Consider the following 16750-nt stretch of genomic DNA (forward strand, 5'->3'; position numbering starts at 1 on the left):
ACTTAATGCTTCGATACAATTACCCAATAAACCTTCAATTTTATGGAAAAAATAATTCATGATTTTATCGTTCTAATGCAATAAAAGTATTTTACCGTTATTAACAATTTTAATCTATGAATAGTTTTGGAAATCATCCAAATTCTTTCACAAATGATTAACAAATGTTGTTAATTTGGATGTTTGTGCGGACCGGCCCAATAAAAAAGCCCTCCAACACGGACCCGTGTTGAAAGGCTGGTGTTAATTTTCTAGGCTAATGAGTGCCCTTTTAAAACTCTTCAGCGTAAATTACGCCAATTCGATGCGAATGCGTTCCACGCCGCCGCTGCGAACCTCTTCGGCGAGCACGCCTTTAATGACGGGGCCATCCACGATTACATCGCTTCCGTCGGCCATCCGCAGCATCATTTTGGCGATCGAGACGGCTCCTTTCCCGTAAGTATCCCGTTTGTCCGGATTATAATAAGTCACTTCGGTCTTGCCGAGGAACCGGAACGACAATTCTCCCTGTTCGTCGAACAGCCAGCCGGGAAGCGACGGGTTGAAGCCAAGTCGGAGTTCCCCGTCTATAAACCGGAAAATCTGTTTGCCGGCCATCATCGTGATCCACATGCTGATAAATTCGGCGGTGGAGCCGCTAAGCCGGGCCACAAAGCCCCGGCCGTGCACCTGCGGGTCCGGGTTGACGCCGGACGCGATGAACGATGAATTCTCCAGGGTACTGCGTCCGTAAACCGCCGGATCGAGAAACGGAATCAGCGAAGTGCGGATTTCCGCGAAAAATTGCTCCGTAAGCCCGCTCTTCAATAAAGCGAGCAAGTATTTATAGCTCATATGCAGGAAGACGGATTCCCGCTCCAGCCAGCCCGGCGTAAACGCGCGGATTCGCCCGATTTCATGAGCTTCCTCGGCCAGGCTTACCGAGGTTTTGTACATCTGCAGCTCGGCGTCATACAGGTCGCTGCGGCGGATCCGCTCATAGGCGGCTTTGGCCTCCTCCGGGGTTTCCAGCGTCTTCATCCAGCGTGCCGGCCCTTCCAGAAAATGCGGCAGCGGGCGCGCCGCGAATTTCTTCACCGACGCCTTCGGCAAACCGTAGCAGCTGATCGCCGGCTGACCCGCTTCGTCCAGTACGGGTTCAAACTCCACCGCTTCATAGGCAAAATAGGTCGGCGCCAGTCCGCCGCCCAATCGGATCGCTTGGGCAATCCCGTCGTCAACCTTGCGCAGCATGGCGTCATATGCCGGGATGAGCGACGATGCCTTTAATGTCCGCTCGGCGCCGTCGATGCCGAAGCGGATGTTGTCGCGGTATAGCTCCCGACACGCGGCGACCTGATCCCAATAATCGAACGATTCGAGTTCTCCCTGCAAATGGCGGTTCAGCAGGCCGTATACTTCCTCCAATAAATTCGCCATCTCTTCGGGCAGGCGCACCTCTCTATCCCCCGATTCCAGCGCCGCTTCCCGTATGAATTTCAGCATCCGCTTCAATTCGAACGTCTCGCTCATCCCCGAGCCGAACAAGCCGGGTAATCCGTTCATCGCGTCATTCCAGCCCGGCTTGTTCCCCTCCATCTCGATCCCCATGCCGTACGGATCGAGTGTGGCGAATTTGACCAGGGACAAGGACAGCAATTTGGCGAACAAATTGGTCCGGTACACCTCTCCCATGCCGTGCCCGGTTTTCAGCCAGTGAGTATCCTTCAGCGTTAAGCCGAACCGGCGCATCTTCTCCTCATCATGCTCGAGCGAGCCGTATTGACGCACCTTATCCCCGCTAATAACATATTTCTCGCTTCTCGGCAGCACTCTTGCCGGACTGTCGAAATAAGCGTACTCATTGTCTTCGAAGAGCAGCTCAAGTTTGCGGTCCGGGAAAATATCGAGATAACTGTCGATCAGATCCATATTGTAGGTCCAGTGATCCGACCAATAGCCTTCTCCGAAACCGGCTTCGATTTGCTGTTCGGCCAGCGAGAAGACGCCGGTGAGGAACGCCTCCTCGCTCATATTTAGCGTAACGCCATGCGCCGCGATATAAGAAATCAGCTTCCCCGGCGTAAACTTGCCGAGGCAAAGCGCCCGCAGTTCTTCCCTATGGTCGGCCGCCGCGCCCTTTAGCCATTCCGTAAGCCGCTCTTCCCGGGCCACCGGCACCCGGAAGCTCGTGCCCTCCACCCCGAGCGGATTGTACCCGTCGGCCTGAATCAAGCTGAAAAAGGTCTTGATATTAAACGAGCCGACCCTCGGGTTAAAGTAAATGTCGCTGCGCCGGTTCTGGTTGGCGTCGCGGAAATTCCCGTTTCCTTGCGAATAATATTCCGGGGCGAGCGAGAAGAAGTTATAATCGCGTTCAAGGTCGCCGTGTTTGCGCGAGTAAAGATGGACCACAAAGCCCTCTCTGCCGTTTTCAAAGATGAACGGATATCCGCCGCGCAGAAAATTATCCAGATAGCTCTGCCTGCAATATGCATCGAACAACGGCAGCGATGTTGCGGTCGCGATATCCGCCGTGAGCGACTCCGTCAGCTCCCGCGCTTCTTGCAGCTTCCGCTCGACATAGGCCGGCGATGTAATCGCGGGTGCCTTGTCGTTGAGCCGCTCGACGCTGTCGAAATGGCCGATCAGCGTATAGATCGTTTTGCTCTCGCCCGGGGCGAGTTCGGCGGCAATGCCCGTGAACCCGCAGGGCACCTTGTTCGTGCAGTACTGCGGCAGGGCCGCCAGTTCGGCAAGCGGGGTGCTGGCGAACCGGTCCGGGTATCCGAGCGAGGTGTTCGCGCCAAACACGAGTTCAGCATCGGCGAACGGACGTATCACTTGACCCTGCTCATCGAACGACAAGTAAAAATGGCCGCTGCGGACTTCGCTTACCTCGGCTTCGTCATGGGTGCTGGAGCGGTTGCGGTAGTACGGAATGCCGTGCTCCAGATTGTCCACTTCCATCCAGCTGCGCAGCAGGTTGCCGATCTCCTTGTACCCGGCATTCTCCACGCCGTAAGGCAGAATCTCCGGCAGACCGTCCAGCGCCTCCACGACAATAGATTCGCCGGATATATTGGCGATCTCCACCTTGCGCACCAAAGCCGCGTAATCTTCATGCGGAATATGGAAATAGGTCACTTTGGTGCGCAGTCCGGTACCTTCATGACTTTCCTCGATGCCCAGTTCATTGGCCCGGATCATCATGCTGCGCCGGGCGGCGGGATCCGGGCAGGCGCTTTGGAACGGTTCGTAAATCCGGTCGGCGCCCGCAAGCTTGATAAACGTTCTGAAGCCTTGCAGCGACACGGATTGATAGCTGATGTTGGCCGGGGAGAATTCCATGATCGGGCTGTTCTTGTCCCGTATCCCGAAGCTGCAGATCCCCTGTCCCCGGTTGACGTAAAACGTCCACATCGGAATCCCCTTCAGCCCGGCCAACCCCGGCAAGAAGCTGGAAAACGGCGAAGCCTTGTCGAATTCTTCTATCATAAATGCGTCTTTATCAAAGTAGTAATTTGGCATGTCTTCTATCCTCCACTAACGGTTGTTCCGCGTTATTTAATGATGTAAGTTGCGATCGAATGCCCCGGAAGACTATCCGTCACGGCTTCTCCGCCGAATTCGAGCGTAAAATCCCGGCTGTCGTCCGTTTCGTTCTGGACGACCAAGGCCACGCTGCCGTCGCCATTCCGGAACGCCGTCATATTCAAATCGGCGATTTCCGAGGCGAGACCGATACGGACAGCGCCCGGGCGAATAAATTTGCTGAAATGGCCGATGTAATAGTACGAGCTGTTGTAATTCACGGTTCCGGTTACCGTGTCGGCGATGACCGGAGCGTCGCACAGGTTGCCCACATGATTCGGTCCGCCCGTTTCGTCCAGCACCAGATTCCAGTCAAGGTACCCTTCCGTCCAGTTGTTGAGATCGCCGATCATATTGCGGCCGTAGCGTTCGCCGGTAAACCATTCTCCCAGCTTGACGCCCCCTTCCTGGCAGCCCTCCGTAAAGAGCAGGTGTTTGTCGGGGAACAAATCATGCACCTTGCCGACGTTTTCGAACGCTTCGCTGACATACCAGTGGAAGCCTGTACCCCAGACGTATTTCGCCGCCTCCGGGTCGCTCAGCACCGCGGATGCCCGCTCCACCATAAGATCGCGGTTATGGTCCCAGACGAGAATTTTCACATCCTCCAGTCCTTCTCGGTGCATCGTCGGGCCGAGATAATCGCGGACGAAGTCCCGCTCCTCTTCGCCGCTGTAAATGCAGGAGTCCCAGGTTTGCACGGCGGCCGGCTCGTTTTGCACCGTAATGCCCCAGATCGGCACGCCTTCCTCGCGATATGCCTTGATAAATTTCGTATAGTATAAAGCCCAGGTCTCGCGGAACTCCGGCTTCAGTTGACCGCCGTGATTCATCTCCCCGTTTGTTTTCATCCACGCCGGCGGGCTCCAGGGGGATGCGAGCATGGTGATATCGCCGCCCGCCGCCTTAACCGCGTCATGAATGAACGGCAGCACCCATTTGCGATCGCGCGAAATATCGAAAGTATTCAGTTCAGCATCGTTATCTTCAACATAAGTGTAGTTGCCTAGCGAAAAGTCGCAGCTGTGAATATGCACTCTGCCCAGTGTATAGCCCAACCCTTTCTCCGGGTCGAAATAGCTTTCAATAACCTCCCGCCGCTTGTCGGGGCTTATCCGCGACAAGGTATAGGCCGCAGCTTCTGTGAAAGCGCCGCCAAAACCGATGACGGTTTGATACGTTTGGTTCGGATTCACCCGAATCTTACCGATGCCCGTTTCCGCCGAAGCGATTGCGCGAGCCGGCAATTCCCCTTTTTGTTCCAGACGCTCGCCGGAATCACGGGAAGTCAGCACTTTTGACCAATTTGCCATTCGAACCTCTCCTTAGAAGAAAATAGGATAACAGCTTGATCGAAACCGGTTTCGAAAAAGAGCGAAAAAACGGAGCCTGCGGACTCTAGAGAGAACGACAGGACTCCCTGATGACCAGTTCGACCGGAAGGATATCCGTCCGGATCCCTTCCCCGCCTTCTATGGTATAGATTAACATGTCGGCTGCCCGGTTGCCAAGGGCGTATGTATCCTGCCGGACCGTTGTTAAAGAAGGCGTCAAATATTTGGCCATCTCGATATCATCAAACCCGACGACGGACATGTCCCCGGGAACCTTCATCCCGCGCTCCTTCAACGCCATCATGGCCCCTAGCGCCAAATTGTCGCCGGCGGCAAAGACGGCGGTAGGCCGTTCGCCCGCCCGCAGCAGCTGTTCCATCGCAGCTCGGCCGCTCTCCACCGTGTAATCGAAGCTCCCCTGGATGACATGCTCCGGGTTGACCGGCAGGCCCAGCTTCTCCATTGCCTGCATATAGCCTTGCAGCCGCCTATTGCCCGAGAAGGTATCCCCGCCCCCGATATGTGCGATTTTGCGGTGTCCCAGACGGTACAGATACTCTACCGCACGCAAGCTGCCTTCCAAGTTGTCGGAACAGACGGTGCTCTTGAGCTCCGATTCCTGATCCAGCAGCACGCAAGGGATGCTCGAATCCAGCAGCTCCAGAAAATAAGGATCGGCATAATCCGGCAAAATGACGACGATCCCGTCCACCCCGCGAATTTTGCAATGCTCCAGATAGCTTCTTTTCTTCCCGCCGATATCTTTGCTGATGAACATCAGGTCATAGCCTCTCGCGGTCGCCACCTGCTTGAAGCCTTCGATCACGCCGGCAAAATAAGGATGCAGGATCCCTGCCCCCGACGGCTCGACATACAGCACGCCGATCGTCCAGGATCGCTTGGTCGTCAGCGTACGGGCGTGCGCATTGGGCAAATACCCGAGCTGCTCGGCGGCCTCCAAAATCTTGCGCCGGGTTTTCGCGCTCACGTCGCTATAATCGTTAAACACCTTCGACACGGTGGTTGGGGAAAAACCGGTTTTTTTCGCTATATCGTAAATCGTGATCACTTGCACATTCAACTCCGCTCTTATGGCCCGGCAATCCGGGGGACTCATGTGAAATTGTAGCCGTCCCCCCGCGACAAAGTCAACTGCAAATCGACAAGCACGCTTGCTTGATCCCTACGGAATCCGCTTGTTTCACCGCGCCTTGTAGCGTTTATTAAGTAGCAAACGGAGCCGGGCCGCCAAGCCGGCAAGCTTGACCGGGGGCGGAACGGGAGAACAAAGGAGGATTATCCGATGTATGAGCCTCGCGACCGCAATGAAAACAGCAATGTGGATGTGGAACGCAGAGATGTGCAGAAGAGATCCGAGCCCAGCATGGTTGCATCGACCTTCATTAAGTATGCGGCCTATATCATCCTGTTCTTCGGGTTTCTCTATTTCCTCGTGAAATACGTATTCCCGAAATTTTGAACCGGCCCCGGTGCTTGAAACGCCGGATTTGGGGCAAACTCCAAATAGCAAAATTCATCACCCGAAAGGAGACGGTATCCTATGCCGGACTTTCCTAAAACCGAAGGAGATTTTGTCTACGAGCGGTACAATTTGGAGCGGGACAACCGGGCCGAGAACGATATTCCCGGCGATGATCTGCTCCCGCACGACACCAGGATTACCCAAGGCCTCAGCGAGCGGGGAGCCGGGGAGGAAGGTGATGCGGATTACCTGGCGGACACGGCGCTGCCGGATGTCCCCGACGCGGACGAGATCGAGCGGGACACTCCCGTGGATCAGGTCGCTCCCGACCCTGACGCCATGCACGGGACCGATCTGCTGAACGGCTTCGACGGAGACGAGACCCGGTAATCCTAGAAAATGAAGAAGCGGGCCGCCCCAAGGTTAAGTCAGTGGGGCGGCCCGTTTTATTCCGCCTGCTTCGTTTAAAGGATCATCCCGGTATACTTGATTTCCAGATCGGCATTCACTTGAAACTCCAGCCCGGGATAAAGCCGTTCCCAGTCCTGCTGCTCGGTTTCGTTATTCCAATGCCGCGACGAATAGCGGAGTCCCCAACCTAAAGGGTCCAATCCGGAAGCCTGAATCTTTTTGAACAATTGCATGACGTCCCGTTCCAGCTTTTCGCTGGCCGCTTTGGAGACGGCTTTCATCATTGCCGCGTCCACCGGAACGCCGGACTCGCTTTCTTCCGTGACCGCTCTCCCCGATATACGATACTGGATGGTTGTTTGTCCGTTTGGCCTTTCTTTAATCTTGTATTTGGAATGAAACGTCTCCAGATTATAGTCGAACGCGGTGCCCTCTGCCATAACGTGAAAGCTGGTGCGAAAATTGCTTGACCGTAAAAGATTCAGCAATCTTGTCTCGTTTGTGGTAAGAATTTCGACCAGCTTTTTTTTGTTGAACAAAGCGGTCTTATCGGAGATCAGCAAATCCGGGTTTCTGGCCTCGACGATCGGCATGATCGGATCAATTCCACGTTCCTTTACCCTCCGGCGTAAGTCAAAGGAATACACGGTAGAAGTAAAAGGAGATTCGGAGCCTTCTTTGCCCAGCGACAGAATCAGCGCGTTCCCCGGCAGTCTTTCGTTTCTCGGCTGCGTTTCGATCACCTTCCGCGCGTTGGGAACCCCTATGGCGCAGAGCATAATCAATTGAATATCGCGACGGCGGGAAGACCAGTCAACAATGGGGGTCAAATTGTCGCGGGCAAAAGACTCCCCGAAAACTATTACTTTGCAATGGCTGAAATCGATCTCCTTGTCGATTCTAGATTTCATTAAACGGATCGCCTCGGGAACGCTTTCGGCAGTTTCCGTGATATTGATGGACGCCTGGCTGCGCTTCGCCGGGTCCCCTTCAGGAACGGCGATCTTGAGTGTTACCTCATATTTTCTTTGCTTTTCGATATTCTCCGGGCGGTCGATGCCGATCGCCAGCACGAACGCTCTTTTGTCGATATCTTTAAACTGGCAGCCGGAGAGAGACGTGGAGGCCAGGATAATAGACAGTAACAGAAGTGATTTTTTCATGCTTTTTTAACGCTCCTTATCCTTACAAAAAGAATGACGGCCAGCAGAGCAAATTCACCCACCAGACGGACGTTCAAAAACCACTGACCGAATAGGGCCAGCCGCTCCTGATCCAATTGGCTCATGATGAGCACGGTAAGAAGCGAAAAGGAGCCGAGAATCCACCAGTCCGCTTTTTTGAAGCCAGAATTTCCCTCTTTGGGACCGAAAGCCCCTTTAAACAACTCCAGTCCTACATGCCAATGGATTACCGCGCTGACCAGGGAAAGAGCCAAGTAAATGGTATAAAACAAAAACAGCAACCGTTCGATGATGAAAAGCTCCATTCGAATCGAATCGGCAGTGGAAAACCAGGAGAATATATGATCCTCCACGCCGATCGTCCCATGATAACCGATCGGAACTAGAAAAGTTACAAGCAGGATCATTAGTCCCGTAATCGGAATCGTCCAAATATACCTGGTATTGAGCCGTTTAAAACAGCGGTTGAAAATCGCCAGATTAAAGTAACCGGAAAAGATAAAGGTACCGGCCGCAACGGTTCCGTATTTCGGCTTCGTCCACATATAAGTAATCACCTGCATTACGGCGTCCCAACTGAAATCCGGGCTTAGAAGAGATTTGATCAATATGTACAAAATAATCGGAGTAAACAGAAACAACAGCGTCTCCAGGGCGTACAGGATAGATTCCTCGGATAAATGGGCAAAGAAGCTGACCACCAGCAAAAAACCGATGATGACGGCATAGGGTGAAATATCGGGGCTGACAAAGCGTACGGTGATATCCACGAAAGAAATCATCGTGATTATGCCGGCGACGAACCAAAGTCCGGAGTAAAGAATCAGCAGCGGCAGTGAAATGATTTTGGAGAAGCGTTCGGCAAAAATCTCGGGAAGCCCCTTCCCTCCGAAATGGCTTATCGTTTTGGCGAACCCGTAGAGCAGCATTGTTCCGACGACCATGGAGATGAATATGGACGGCAGCGCCCCGGCAAATCTGTCGTTGATCAGGGTGCGGGGGACATAGTTAATAATATTGATCAGCGCGTTGATCAGAAATAAGTAGTAGAAGTATTTGCTGTTCAGCATTCTCAACGGTCTCCCTTTGCCCTGAATTCCAGCACATGCATCTTCATATAAGGCTGACCGAAGCTGCGAAGCCCCGATAAATACAAGATCAAGCCGACGACGGAAATGACGATTCCGACCAGCCCAAAGGCGATCGCCAGTACAGCGATAATGTACTTGATCACCCGGATGGTGTAGCCCATCATGCTTAACGGGATGATAAAGTTCGAGATCGCCACGGCGGAAACGAGAATAATCATGATGTTGCTGACCAGTCCGGCCTGGGTGGCGGCCTGGCCGAGAATCAAACCGCCGACCGTCGTGGCCGTTGGGCCGATCGCTTTCGGCAAACGCAAGGACGCCTCCGTCAGAAACTCCATCATCAGCAGCATCAGGAAGACTTCCATAAAGGACGGGTAAGGAACCCCAGCCCGGCTTCCCGCGATCAGGAGAGAGATCTGCGCTTTTAGAATTTCCGGATTGTAGGAAGCAAACGTAATATAAAGACCGGGCAAAGTGAGCGTCAAAAACAACCCGATATAGCGGGTGATTTTCAGGAACCAGCCGACCATCGGAACCTGGATCTTGTCGTCCATCGCCGTGAAGAAATCGCTGAACACGGTCGGAGCGATGATGGCAAACCCGTTGGAATTGATCAGAACGACCACCTTGCCTTCGGCGAGATTGAACACGACCCGGTCGGGTCTTTCGGTCACGATCATCGTCGGAAATACACGAAAGCGCTCCTTGGTGAGATATTTCTCCATCTCGCCCGAGGATTGCAATATATCGATCTTGACGGCTTCGATCCGCTTTTTCATCTCCCGCAGCACCTGCCGGTTTACCCGGGCGTCATCGTACAAGATGGCGACGGTGGTCCGCGAGATGTTGCCGACCGTCAGCATGTCGGCTTTTAAGGTCGGAGACTGATACCTGCGCCGGACCATGTTGATATTGGTCTCGATATTTTCGCTGAACGCATCGCGCGGACCTTGGACGATACTCTCGTTCATTGCCTCGCCGATCCCGCTCGACTCCACTTTAACCGCGTCGACCAAATAGCACCGGGAAGCGAAAGTAAGCATGGCAAATCCTTTCAGGACATATTCCATCGCCGTCCGGCGATCCTCGGCCCGGACCGTTCCCGGAAAAGCGGCGATATACTCCTCAAATGCCTTCGCATCCTTCAGTTCATAACTCGGCACGACTACATATCGCTTCACCGTATCGGAATTGGTCAGGCTTCGCATGTATTGAAGCCCGACCTCCTTGGAGGGCCCCAGTTTAAGCTGCTCAAAGTCAATCTGGTCGGACAGTTGGTCCGCAAGCCATAAAGACAGCTCTCCGCTTCCTTTTCTAACCATCCGCGATCCCCCTGTTTCCGGTAATTTCTTTATGGATTCAAGCCTATTTTGCCAACCATGGTAACTTCCCATTCATGATTTGGCTTTCACGGCTCCCGAAAATAAAAAGGGCCGTTTTCCTAGAGTCATCTTGGACCCTGACGGAAAACAGCCCTTTATTTTATTCATCTTCATCGGCCGATGCTGTGCAAACCCGGTTTCTGCCGGAAGCCTTGGCCCGGTACAACGCCCGGTCGGCCCGCTCGATCAGACATTCCCTGGGAACGTCCGGATAGGTTGCGCTCCCCGCGGAAATGGTAATCTTTAATTCTTTGCCGTCCGGCAGAACAAACCGGGTGCCCTCCATATTGCGCCTCAGTCGCTCGGCGACAATTCCGATCTTGTCGGCGCCGCATTCGTCCACGATCACGGTGAACTCCTCTCCGCCTTTCCGGGCGATGTGGTCCCCCGGACGGAACGTATCCCTTAGCACGGCGGCGACTTGGGACAATACGGCATCGCCCGCAGGATGCCCGTGAGTGTCATTGACCTGCTTGAAGTGGTCGATGTCGACCAACAGCAAACTGAAAGGAATCCTATATCGGTCGGAATAAGCGATTTTCTGCTCCATCATAATTTCAAAGGCCCGCAAATTGAACAGGCCGGTCAGGAAATCGCGGTGCGCCGCTTCGCGCATAATCCGCAGGGATTCGCCAGATCGCTTTAGATAATGCAGCATGATGAACGTGAATGAGCCCCCGACAATAAATACAAGGCCAAAAACAGCGATGGGACCCCATTTCTCCCCCGGGAGGATGAATGTGAATATCAGCATCGACAAGACTGCGGTGAGGCCCAGGGCGGACGCCCATCTGCGGAGCGAAAGATGTTGGCCCCTCAGCAGCGAAAGCGCGATTGCAAGCGTCCCCAGCGCATTCGCCGCTCCCCAAACCGAAGCCATATTCAAACCGTTTAGCAGGAATAAGCGATATAAAAAGATAATTGCGGTTGTAATCACGCCGGGTACCCACCCTCCCATCGAGACGGCAATGAGGATCGGCAATTGGCGCAAGTCGGCGACCACCGTCGCGTTAATCGGAAACGTATAGTACATGAGTCCGACCCCGAACAGGCCAAGCACAAGGCCGAGTATTAGCCCGGTCCCCGAGTTCCCGTTCGGACGGCTCGCTTGACGTTTGTCCCAGACCATATTGCCGAAGAACAAAAAGGTGGTCAGAAGCGTAAAGTTGTTAATCAAGCCCTGCAGCATAAGGTTACCTCTCGACTTTAATCAAACCTGCCATATGCAGGCGCCAAAAAATGGCGAACATGATTAGCATATCATAAATATAAGGAAGCGACCCCACTAAATTGTCATATTTTCGCGTAATTTTCGATTTAATTCGACATAATTCTACATCGTTTGATACCCCCCTATCCCTTGTTCCGCTTTTCGGAGGGCTCATGCTATAATGACATAAGTTGTTAGAAGGAGGAAAAGGCGATGAACGACACGAAGGCGCCTGACGAACAGGAGCCTATCGAGATATGCCTGATGGCGGGCAAAATCATGCTTCAGAGCGGGGCGGAAACCTACCGGGTAGAGGATACGATGACCCGGATGGCCGATTGTCTGGGGCTGAAGGGTTCGCACAGCTATGTCACGCCGACCGGAATCGTGTTCCAATCCGGGGAGATGAGATGGGCCAAGCTCATCCGGATTGTCGAGCGGACGACCGATTTGCAAAAGGTGGCTGCCGTCAACGACATCTCCCGCAAGCTGTGCAGCGGAGATGTAACCGCCGCCGAAGCCCGGGGCATGCTGGCGGAGATCGAGACCTCCCGGCACGCCTACCCGGTTCCGGTGCAGATCGCCGCGGCGGCGATTGCGAGCGGCTGCTTCACCTGGATGTTCCGGGGAGGCTGGGAGGATATGCTGCCGGGAGTCATTTGCGGCGGAATCGGCTTTCTGTCGTTTATTCTGCTGAACCGGGCCGTGAAAGTGAAATTTTTCGCCGAGTTCATCGCCGCTTTCCTGATCGGCCTGATCGCCTCGCTGTTCATCAAAGCGGGAATCGGAGCACATCTGGATAAGATCATTATCGGCTCCGTCATGCCGCTCGTGCCGGGGCTGCTGATCACCAACGCCGTACGGGATCTGATGGCCGGACATCTTGTCTCCGGCTTGTCCCGGGGCGCCGAGGCTTTTCTGACGGCGTTTGCCATCGGCGCCGGCATCGCCGTTGTTTTTACTACTTTATAACCGTGAAAAGAGGGCTTGACCTGTCATGAATCTGGCTATGCATATGCTCACCAGCTTTATCGCCTCCGCCGCCTTCGGCATGATCTTCAGCGCCCCTAGACGAACGCTGCTCCAATGCGGCTTCTCCGGGATGCTGGGCTGGGCCGCTTACATTTTGCTCGGCTACCGCCTGGATACGATCTTTGCCACCGTCGCGGCCACTCTCATCGTTGGTGTGATCAGCCAATTCTTTGCCAGAGCCTACAAGAAGCCGGTCATCCTGTTCAGCGTTTCGGGCATCATCCCGCTCGTTCCCGGCGGCTTGGCCTATGACGCGATGCGGAACTTCGTGGAGAACGATTATAATATGGCGATTCAGCTTGCCGCCCAGGCGTTCCTGATCTCCGGATCGATCGCCATCGGCCTCGTGTTGTCCGAGGTATTGAATATGATTATCCGCAGAATTCCGGGGCGCCTGCCCGTAAAGCGTCGCGGCAATTGAGCCGGCCTATAATTTCCTCATCCAGAAGGTGTTGACGTATACGGTGGAGAAACCGGCCTTCAGCATATTGTCATGGCTCGTGCCGCCGAATTCGACATCGACGTACAGCCGCGTACTTCCCAGGCTTCGGGCGGTCCGGATCCGTTCCGCGATCAGCTTGGACTGACAGCCTTGGCCTCTAAATTCCGGAAATGTATAATCGTTCGCCAAATAACCTTCCCCGCCGCGAAGAAACAAGGAACATATTCCCGCCGCTTCGCCTCCGATCCGGGCGATCCAGTTCATGAATTCGGGGAGGCAGTAATAGCCTTTCTTCCGCGCGACCAGCCCGCGGTCGACGCCCGTTTCGCCTTTGGTGCGGCCGACCAGTTCCAGAAAGAACTCCACGTTATCTTTCGTTACCGGTACCAACTCCACTTGGCCGGCTTCCTCGTCCGCCAAATTCGGAGACCGGGTCCCCCCACTTAAGTCCAAGGAGAGAAAAGCAAGCTGCTGCCAGGGCAAAAAGCCGCAGGAAATCAAGGCTTCCGCCACCTCAGGGCCCTGAAGATCCGGCGTCATATCGAAGCAGGGAGAGATTCCGTACCGTTCGTATATGTCCAATATTTCAGGCAGCAGGTCCAGATCAGTCAGGCCGAACCGGATCACCCGGTTATAGTAATTCGAATCCGGCGAGCCCGGTTCGATCAGCAGCGTTGTCGAACCGAGCTTTCTGAGCTCCAAATTTTTCTCTTCGGCCGACAAGGCGCGCCGGGCGTTAAACTGCGTCATCTCCGCTTCCAGGGCGACGATTCGTTCCACCTCGGACAAAGCCCCGCTTAACCTTGAGGGATGGGGTACACTCATCTATGATTCTTCCTCTCTTCTCTATCCAAATGGTCATGTTATAATGGAATGCGTAACTTCAGAACGGAAAGAAGATGAACATCAAGAATGATCGCTCAAATATTGCTTGACGTCGTGCTGCCGATCTTCGTGCTGATCGGACTGGGCGCCCTGATGCAGCGGGCATTTCGCCTGGATCTGTATACCTTGGCCAAAATCAATTTTTATTATATCACCCCTGCCGTGGTGTTCCTAAGCATGTACGAAGCGGAGATGTCGGCGGAACTGCTCGGAAATGTCACGCTGTTCTATGTCCTGTACGTCATACTTCTGTATGCCGTAAGCGCAATTGTCAGCCGGAGCCGCAAATTCAGCCCCGGGATGAAGGCGGCTTTCACGAACAGCCTGATTCTCGACAACTCCGGCAATTACGGCCTGCCGATCAATCAATTGGCTTTCAAGGGCGATCCGTTGGCCTCTTCTCTTCAAGCCCTGATCATGACTTTTCAAAGCCTGGTCACCTTCACGTACGGTGTCATGTCGGTGCAGCGGGCCAAATCCGGCGGAACTTTGAAAGCGGCCTTCATCGGCTTCCTGAAAATGCCGGTCCCTTATGCGCTCGTTCTCGGCCTGTTGTTCCATTTCCTGCGGCTTCCGCTGCCCGAATTCCTGTCCAAGCCGCTCGGCTACGTTTCCGACTCAATGGTCAGCATCGCCCTGCTCACCCTGGGGGCGCAAATCGTGAAGTATCCGCTGCGGCTGGACCGTGCCGATGTGTATATCAGCGTGGTTCTGCGCCTATTGGCCGGCCCGGCGATCGGCGTTTTGCTCGTATTCCTGCTTGGCCTGAAGGGCATTCCCGCCCAAGCGCTGCTGATCGCTTCCGGCATGCCGACCGGCGTCAACAGTACGATCCTCGCCGAAGAATACGACAATGAACCCGATTTCGCTTCCCAAACCGTGCTGATCTCCACGCTGCTCAATATTATTACCATTACGGCGTTGATCTCTTTGGCCAAATATGTAGGATAACGAAATTCCTGTAAATGTGCATTTTTTTCGGGCGTTATTCCCCTTTCGCGGGGAAATGGTCTGAATATGGCTGCACAATCGCAGGAATTTCTTTTTTTCATCCACCGCTCCTCTTATAAAACTGGATCTTAGCAGGAATTTGCCCGCATGGGTGTAGTTTCCTTGCATAAGGAGAAAAGTATGGAGAAGTAATAACAGAAGCCGGATAAATCGTAAGTAGGATGCCAGGAGGGGAATTCGTGAATTTTAAAGGAAAAGGCTGTTTGATTCCGCTGATTATCGTCATCGCCGTCGTCTTGATTCTCATTGCCCTGTTTGCGGGAAATTACAATAAATTCGTGGCCGCGGACGAAGCCGTAAACCGGGAATGGAGCAAAATCGATGTCCAATTGCAGCGCAGATACGACCTGATTCCGAATCTGGTCCGTACGGTGGAGGGATACGCCGCGCATGAAAAAGAAGTGATTCAAGCGATCGCCGATGCCCGCGCAGCGCTTGGCGGGGCCCGCACGCCCGATGAACTTGCGCAGGCGGATCAGCAATTGTCCGGCGCTTTGGGCCGCCTGCTCGTGGTGGTGGAAAATTACCCTACCCTCAAAGCCGACGCCCAATTTACGCAGCTGATGGACGAGCTCGCCGGAACGGAAAACCGGATTGCCGTCGCCCGGAACGATTACAATACGGCGGTCGCCAGCTATAACAACATGCGCAGACGCTTCCCCGGCAATTTACTGGCGGGGATGATGGGGTTCGAGACGCGGGAGTATTTCGAAACAACGCCGGAATCGCGAACCAATCCGGAGGTGGATTTCGGAACGGGGAACAATACTTCGTTTAACGTTCCGAATAGGGAAGCGCCATGGGCCGGAGCCGGCACATTCGGGACATGACCAGGGCAAAGAAGCAGCCGCTCCTGCCCGATTGTCCGCTCCGGTCCCGTTCCGGCTATTTCAAGCCGGCGTTTGCCCTTCTGTTGGCGGTGGCGCTGCTGTGGGGAGCTTCCCGGGCTTATGCAGCTCCCGCTATCCCGGAGCCGCAGGGCGATATTTACGTTCAGGATTTCGAAGGGCTGCTGAACGCCGAGCAGGCGGCCGCGCTGAACCGGCTCGGCCGGGCGCTGGACGACAAGACCGAAGCCCAGATCGCCGTGCTTACCGTTCCCAGCCTGGAGGGCTACTCCGTGGAAGAGTACGCCCTGCAGGCGTTTCGGCAATACGGCCTCGGCGGCGAGCGGCAGAACAACGGCGTCCTTCTGCTTCTATCCATGGAGGACGGCGAACCGGGCAACCGCCCGCTGCGGATCGAGGTCGGCTACGGGCTTGAAGGGGCGCTGCCCGACGGCAAGGTCGGAAGAATTCTCGACCAGGTTACGATTCCTTATCTGGTCAATGGCCAGTCCGGCGAAGCGATCGTTGAAACTTACAAAACGCTTTACAATGAAGTCGCCAAAGAATACGGCGTGGAAGATGAGCTCGCCCCGCAGGACGTGTCCCTTCCCGCGGGAGCCGGCGGGAAAACCGGGAGCAGGAATATATCGCTCGGATGGATGCTGTTCATCGTTCTTTTCCTTGCGGTCGATTTTATTTTCTTCCGCGGCACGATGACTCTGTTCCTGCTCGCGATGCTCGGACGCGGCGGACGGGGCGGCGGCGGGTTTGGCGGCGGAGGCGGAGGATTTCGCGGTGGGGGCGGCGGCTCTTCCGGGGGCGGGGGGGCGAGCCGGAGGTTTTGATACCGCGGGCCGCCTTTTCCAGTTATAATATTCTGTG

15 protein-coding genes are annotated in these 16750 nt (G+C 54.5%); 7 read left to right on the forward strand and 8 right to left on the reverse strand.

Annotated elements, in window-relative coordinates:
• Positions 1–291: 291 nt before the first annotated feature.
• The 3 genes from V3851_RS17460 to V3851_RS17470 form a co-directional block, all read right to left on the reverse strand.
• Entirely contained in the window at positions 292–3513 is a 3222-nt protein-coding gene (locus V3851_RS17460; RefSeq protein WP_331847840.1) for a cellobiose phosphorylase, read from the reverse strand.
• 32 nt (positions 3514–3545) lie between these two features.
• Positions 3546–4889 carry a glycoside hydrolase family 30 protein gene (locus V3851_RS17465; protein ID WP_331847841.1) on the reverse strand — a complete coding sequence of 448 codons (1344 nt, stop codon included), beginning with the start codon at positions 4887–4889 and terminating at the stop codon, positions 3546–3548.
• 85 nt (positions 4890–4974) lie between these two features.
• On the reverse strand, positions 4975–5979 hold the full coding sequence (locus V3851_RS17470; protein ID WP_331847937.1) for a LacI family DNA-binding transcriptional regulator: 1005 nt from the start codon (positions 5977–5979) through the stop codon (positions 4975–4977).
• 234 nt (positions 5980–6213) lie between these two features.
• Between V3851_RS17470 and V3851_RS17475 the strand changes: the two genes are divergently transcribed.
• Positions 6214–6390, forward strand: coding sequence for a hypothetical protein (locus V3851_RS17475; protein ID WP_331847842.1), 177 nt, complete (start codon positions 6214–6216; stop codon positions 6388–6390).
• 81 nt (positions 6391–6471) lie between these two features.
• Positions 6472–6783: a hypothetical protein gene (locus V3851_RS17480; RefSeq protein WP_331847843.1), complete on the forward strand. Its 312-nt coding sequence runs from the start codon at positions 6472–6474 to the stop codon at positions 6781–6783.
• A gap of 74 nt (positions 6784–6857) precedes the next feature.
• Here V3851_RS17480 and V3851_RS17485 read toward each other — a convergent pair whose 3' ends face one another.
• The 4 genes from V3851_RS17485 to V3851_RS17500 all read right to left on the reverse strand — a co-directional run bounded on the left by V3851_RS17485 (position 6858) and on the right by V3851_RS17500 (position 11650).
• Positions 6858–7967, reverse strand: a complete 1110-nt coding sequence (locus tag V3851_RS17485) for a Ger(x)C family spore germination protein (RefSeq protein WP_331847844.1) — start codon at positions 7965–7967, stop codon at positions 6858–6860.
• The gene (locus V3851_RS17490) at positions 7964–9058 is read right to left on the reverse strand and encodes a GerAB/ArcD/ProY family transporter (RefSeq protein ID WP_331847845.1); all 1095 of its coding nucleotides are present in this window, start codon (positions 9056–9058) and stop codon (positions 7964–7966) included. Before V3851_RS17490 ends, V3851_RS17485 begins: the two co-directional genes overlap by 4 nt.
• A 2-nt stretch (positions 9059–9060) precedes the next feature.
• A complete protein-coding gene (locus V3851_RS17495; protein ID WP_331847846.1) occupies positions 9061–10401 on the reverse strand; it encodes a spore germination protein in 1341 nt (446 codons plus the stop codon).
• 160 nt (positions 10402–10561) lie between these two features.
• Positions 10562–11650 carry a GGDEF domain-containing protein gene (locus V3851_RS17500; RefSeq protein WP_331847847.1) on the reverse strand — a complete coding sequence of 363 codons (1089 nt, stop codon included), beginning with the start codon at positions 11648–11650 and terminating at the stop codon, positions 10562–10564.
• A 234-nt stretch (positions 11651–11884) separates the two neighbouring features.
• Here V3851_RS17500 and V3851_RS17505 point away from each other — a divergent pair, with 234 nt between their 5' ends.
• Together V3851_RS17505 and V3851_RS17510 are read left to right on the forward strand one after the other, a co-directional pair.
• Positions 11885–12643, forward strand: coding sequence for a threonine/serine exporter family protein (locus tag V3851_RS17505; RefSeq protein ID WP_331847848.1), 759 nt, complete (start codon positions 11885–11887; stop codon positions 12641–12643).
• Between the two features lie 25 nt (positions 12644–12668).
• Positions 12669–13124, forward strand: a complete 456-nt coding sequence (locus V3851_RS17510) for a threonine/serine exporter family protein (protein ID WP_331847849.1) — start codon at positions 12669–12671, stop codon at positions 13122–13124.
• A gap of 6 nt (positions 13125–13130) precedes the next feature.
• Here V3851_RS17510 and V3851_RS17515 read toward each other — a convergent pair whose 3' ends face one another.
• Positions 13131–13970, reverse strand: coding sequence for a GNAT family N-acetyltransferase (locus tag V3851_RS17515; RefSeq protein ID WP_331847850.1), 840 nt, complete (start codon positions 13968–13970; stop codon positions 13131–13133).
• 87 nt (positions 13971–14057) lie between these two features.
• On the opposite strand from V3851_RS17515, the gene V3851_RS17520 reads away from it, so the two are divergent.
• The 3 genes from V3851_RS17520 (at position 14058) to V3851_RS17530 (ending at position 16713) form a co-directional block, all read left to right on the forward strand.
• Positions 14058–14981: an AEC family transporter gene (locus tag V3851_RS17520; protein WP_331847851.1), complete on the forward strand. Its 924-nt coding sequence runs from the start codon at positions 14058–14060 to the stop codon at positions 14979–14981.
• A 239-nt stretch (positions 14982–15220) separates the two neighbouring features.
• Positions 15221–15871 (forward strand): LemA family protein, encoded by a 651-nt coding sequence (locus V3851_RS17525; protein ID WP_331847852.1) that lies wholly within the window; start codon positions 15221–15223, stop codon positions 15869–15871.
• A complete protein-coding gene (locus V3851_RS17530; RefSeq protein WP_331847853.1) occupies positions 15868–16713 on the forward strand; it encodes a TPM domain-containing protein in 846 nt (281 codons plus the stop codon). Before V3851_RS17525 ends, V3851_RS17530 begins: the two co-directional genes overlap by 4 nt.
• The last annotated feature ends 37 nt before the right edge of the window (positions 16714–16750 follow it).

Source organism: Paenibacillus haidiansis, assembly GCF_036553665.1.
Lineage (GTDB): Bacteria > Bacillota > Bacilli > Paenibacillales > Paenibacillaceae > Fontibacillus > Fontibacillus haidiansis.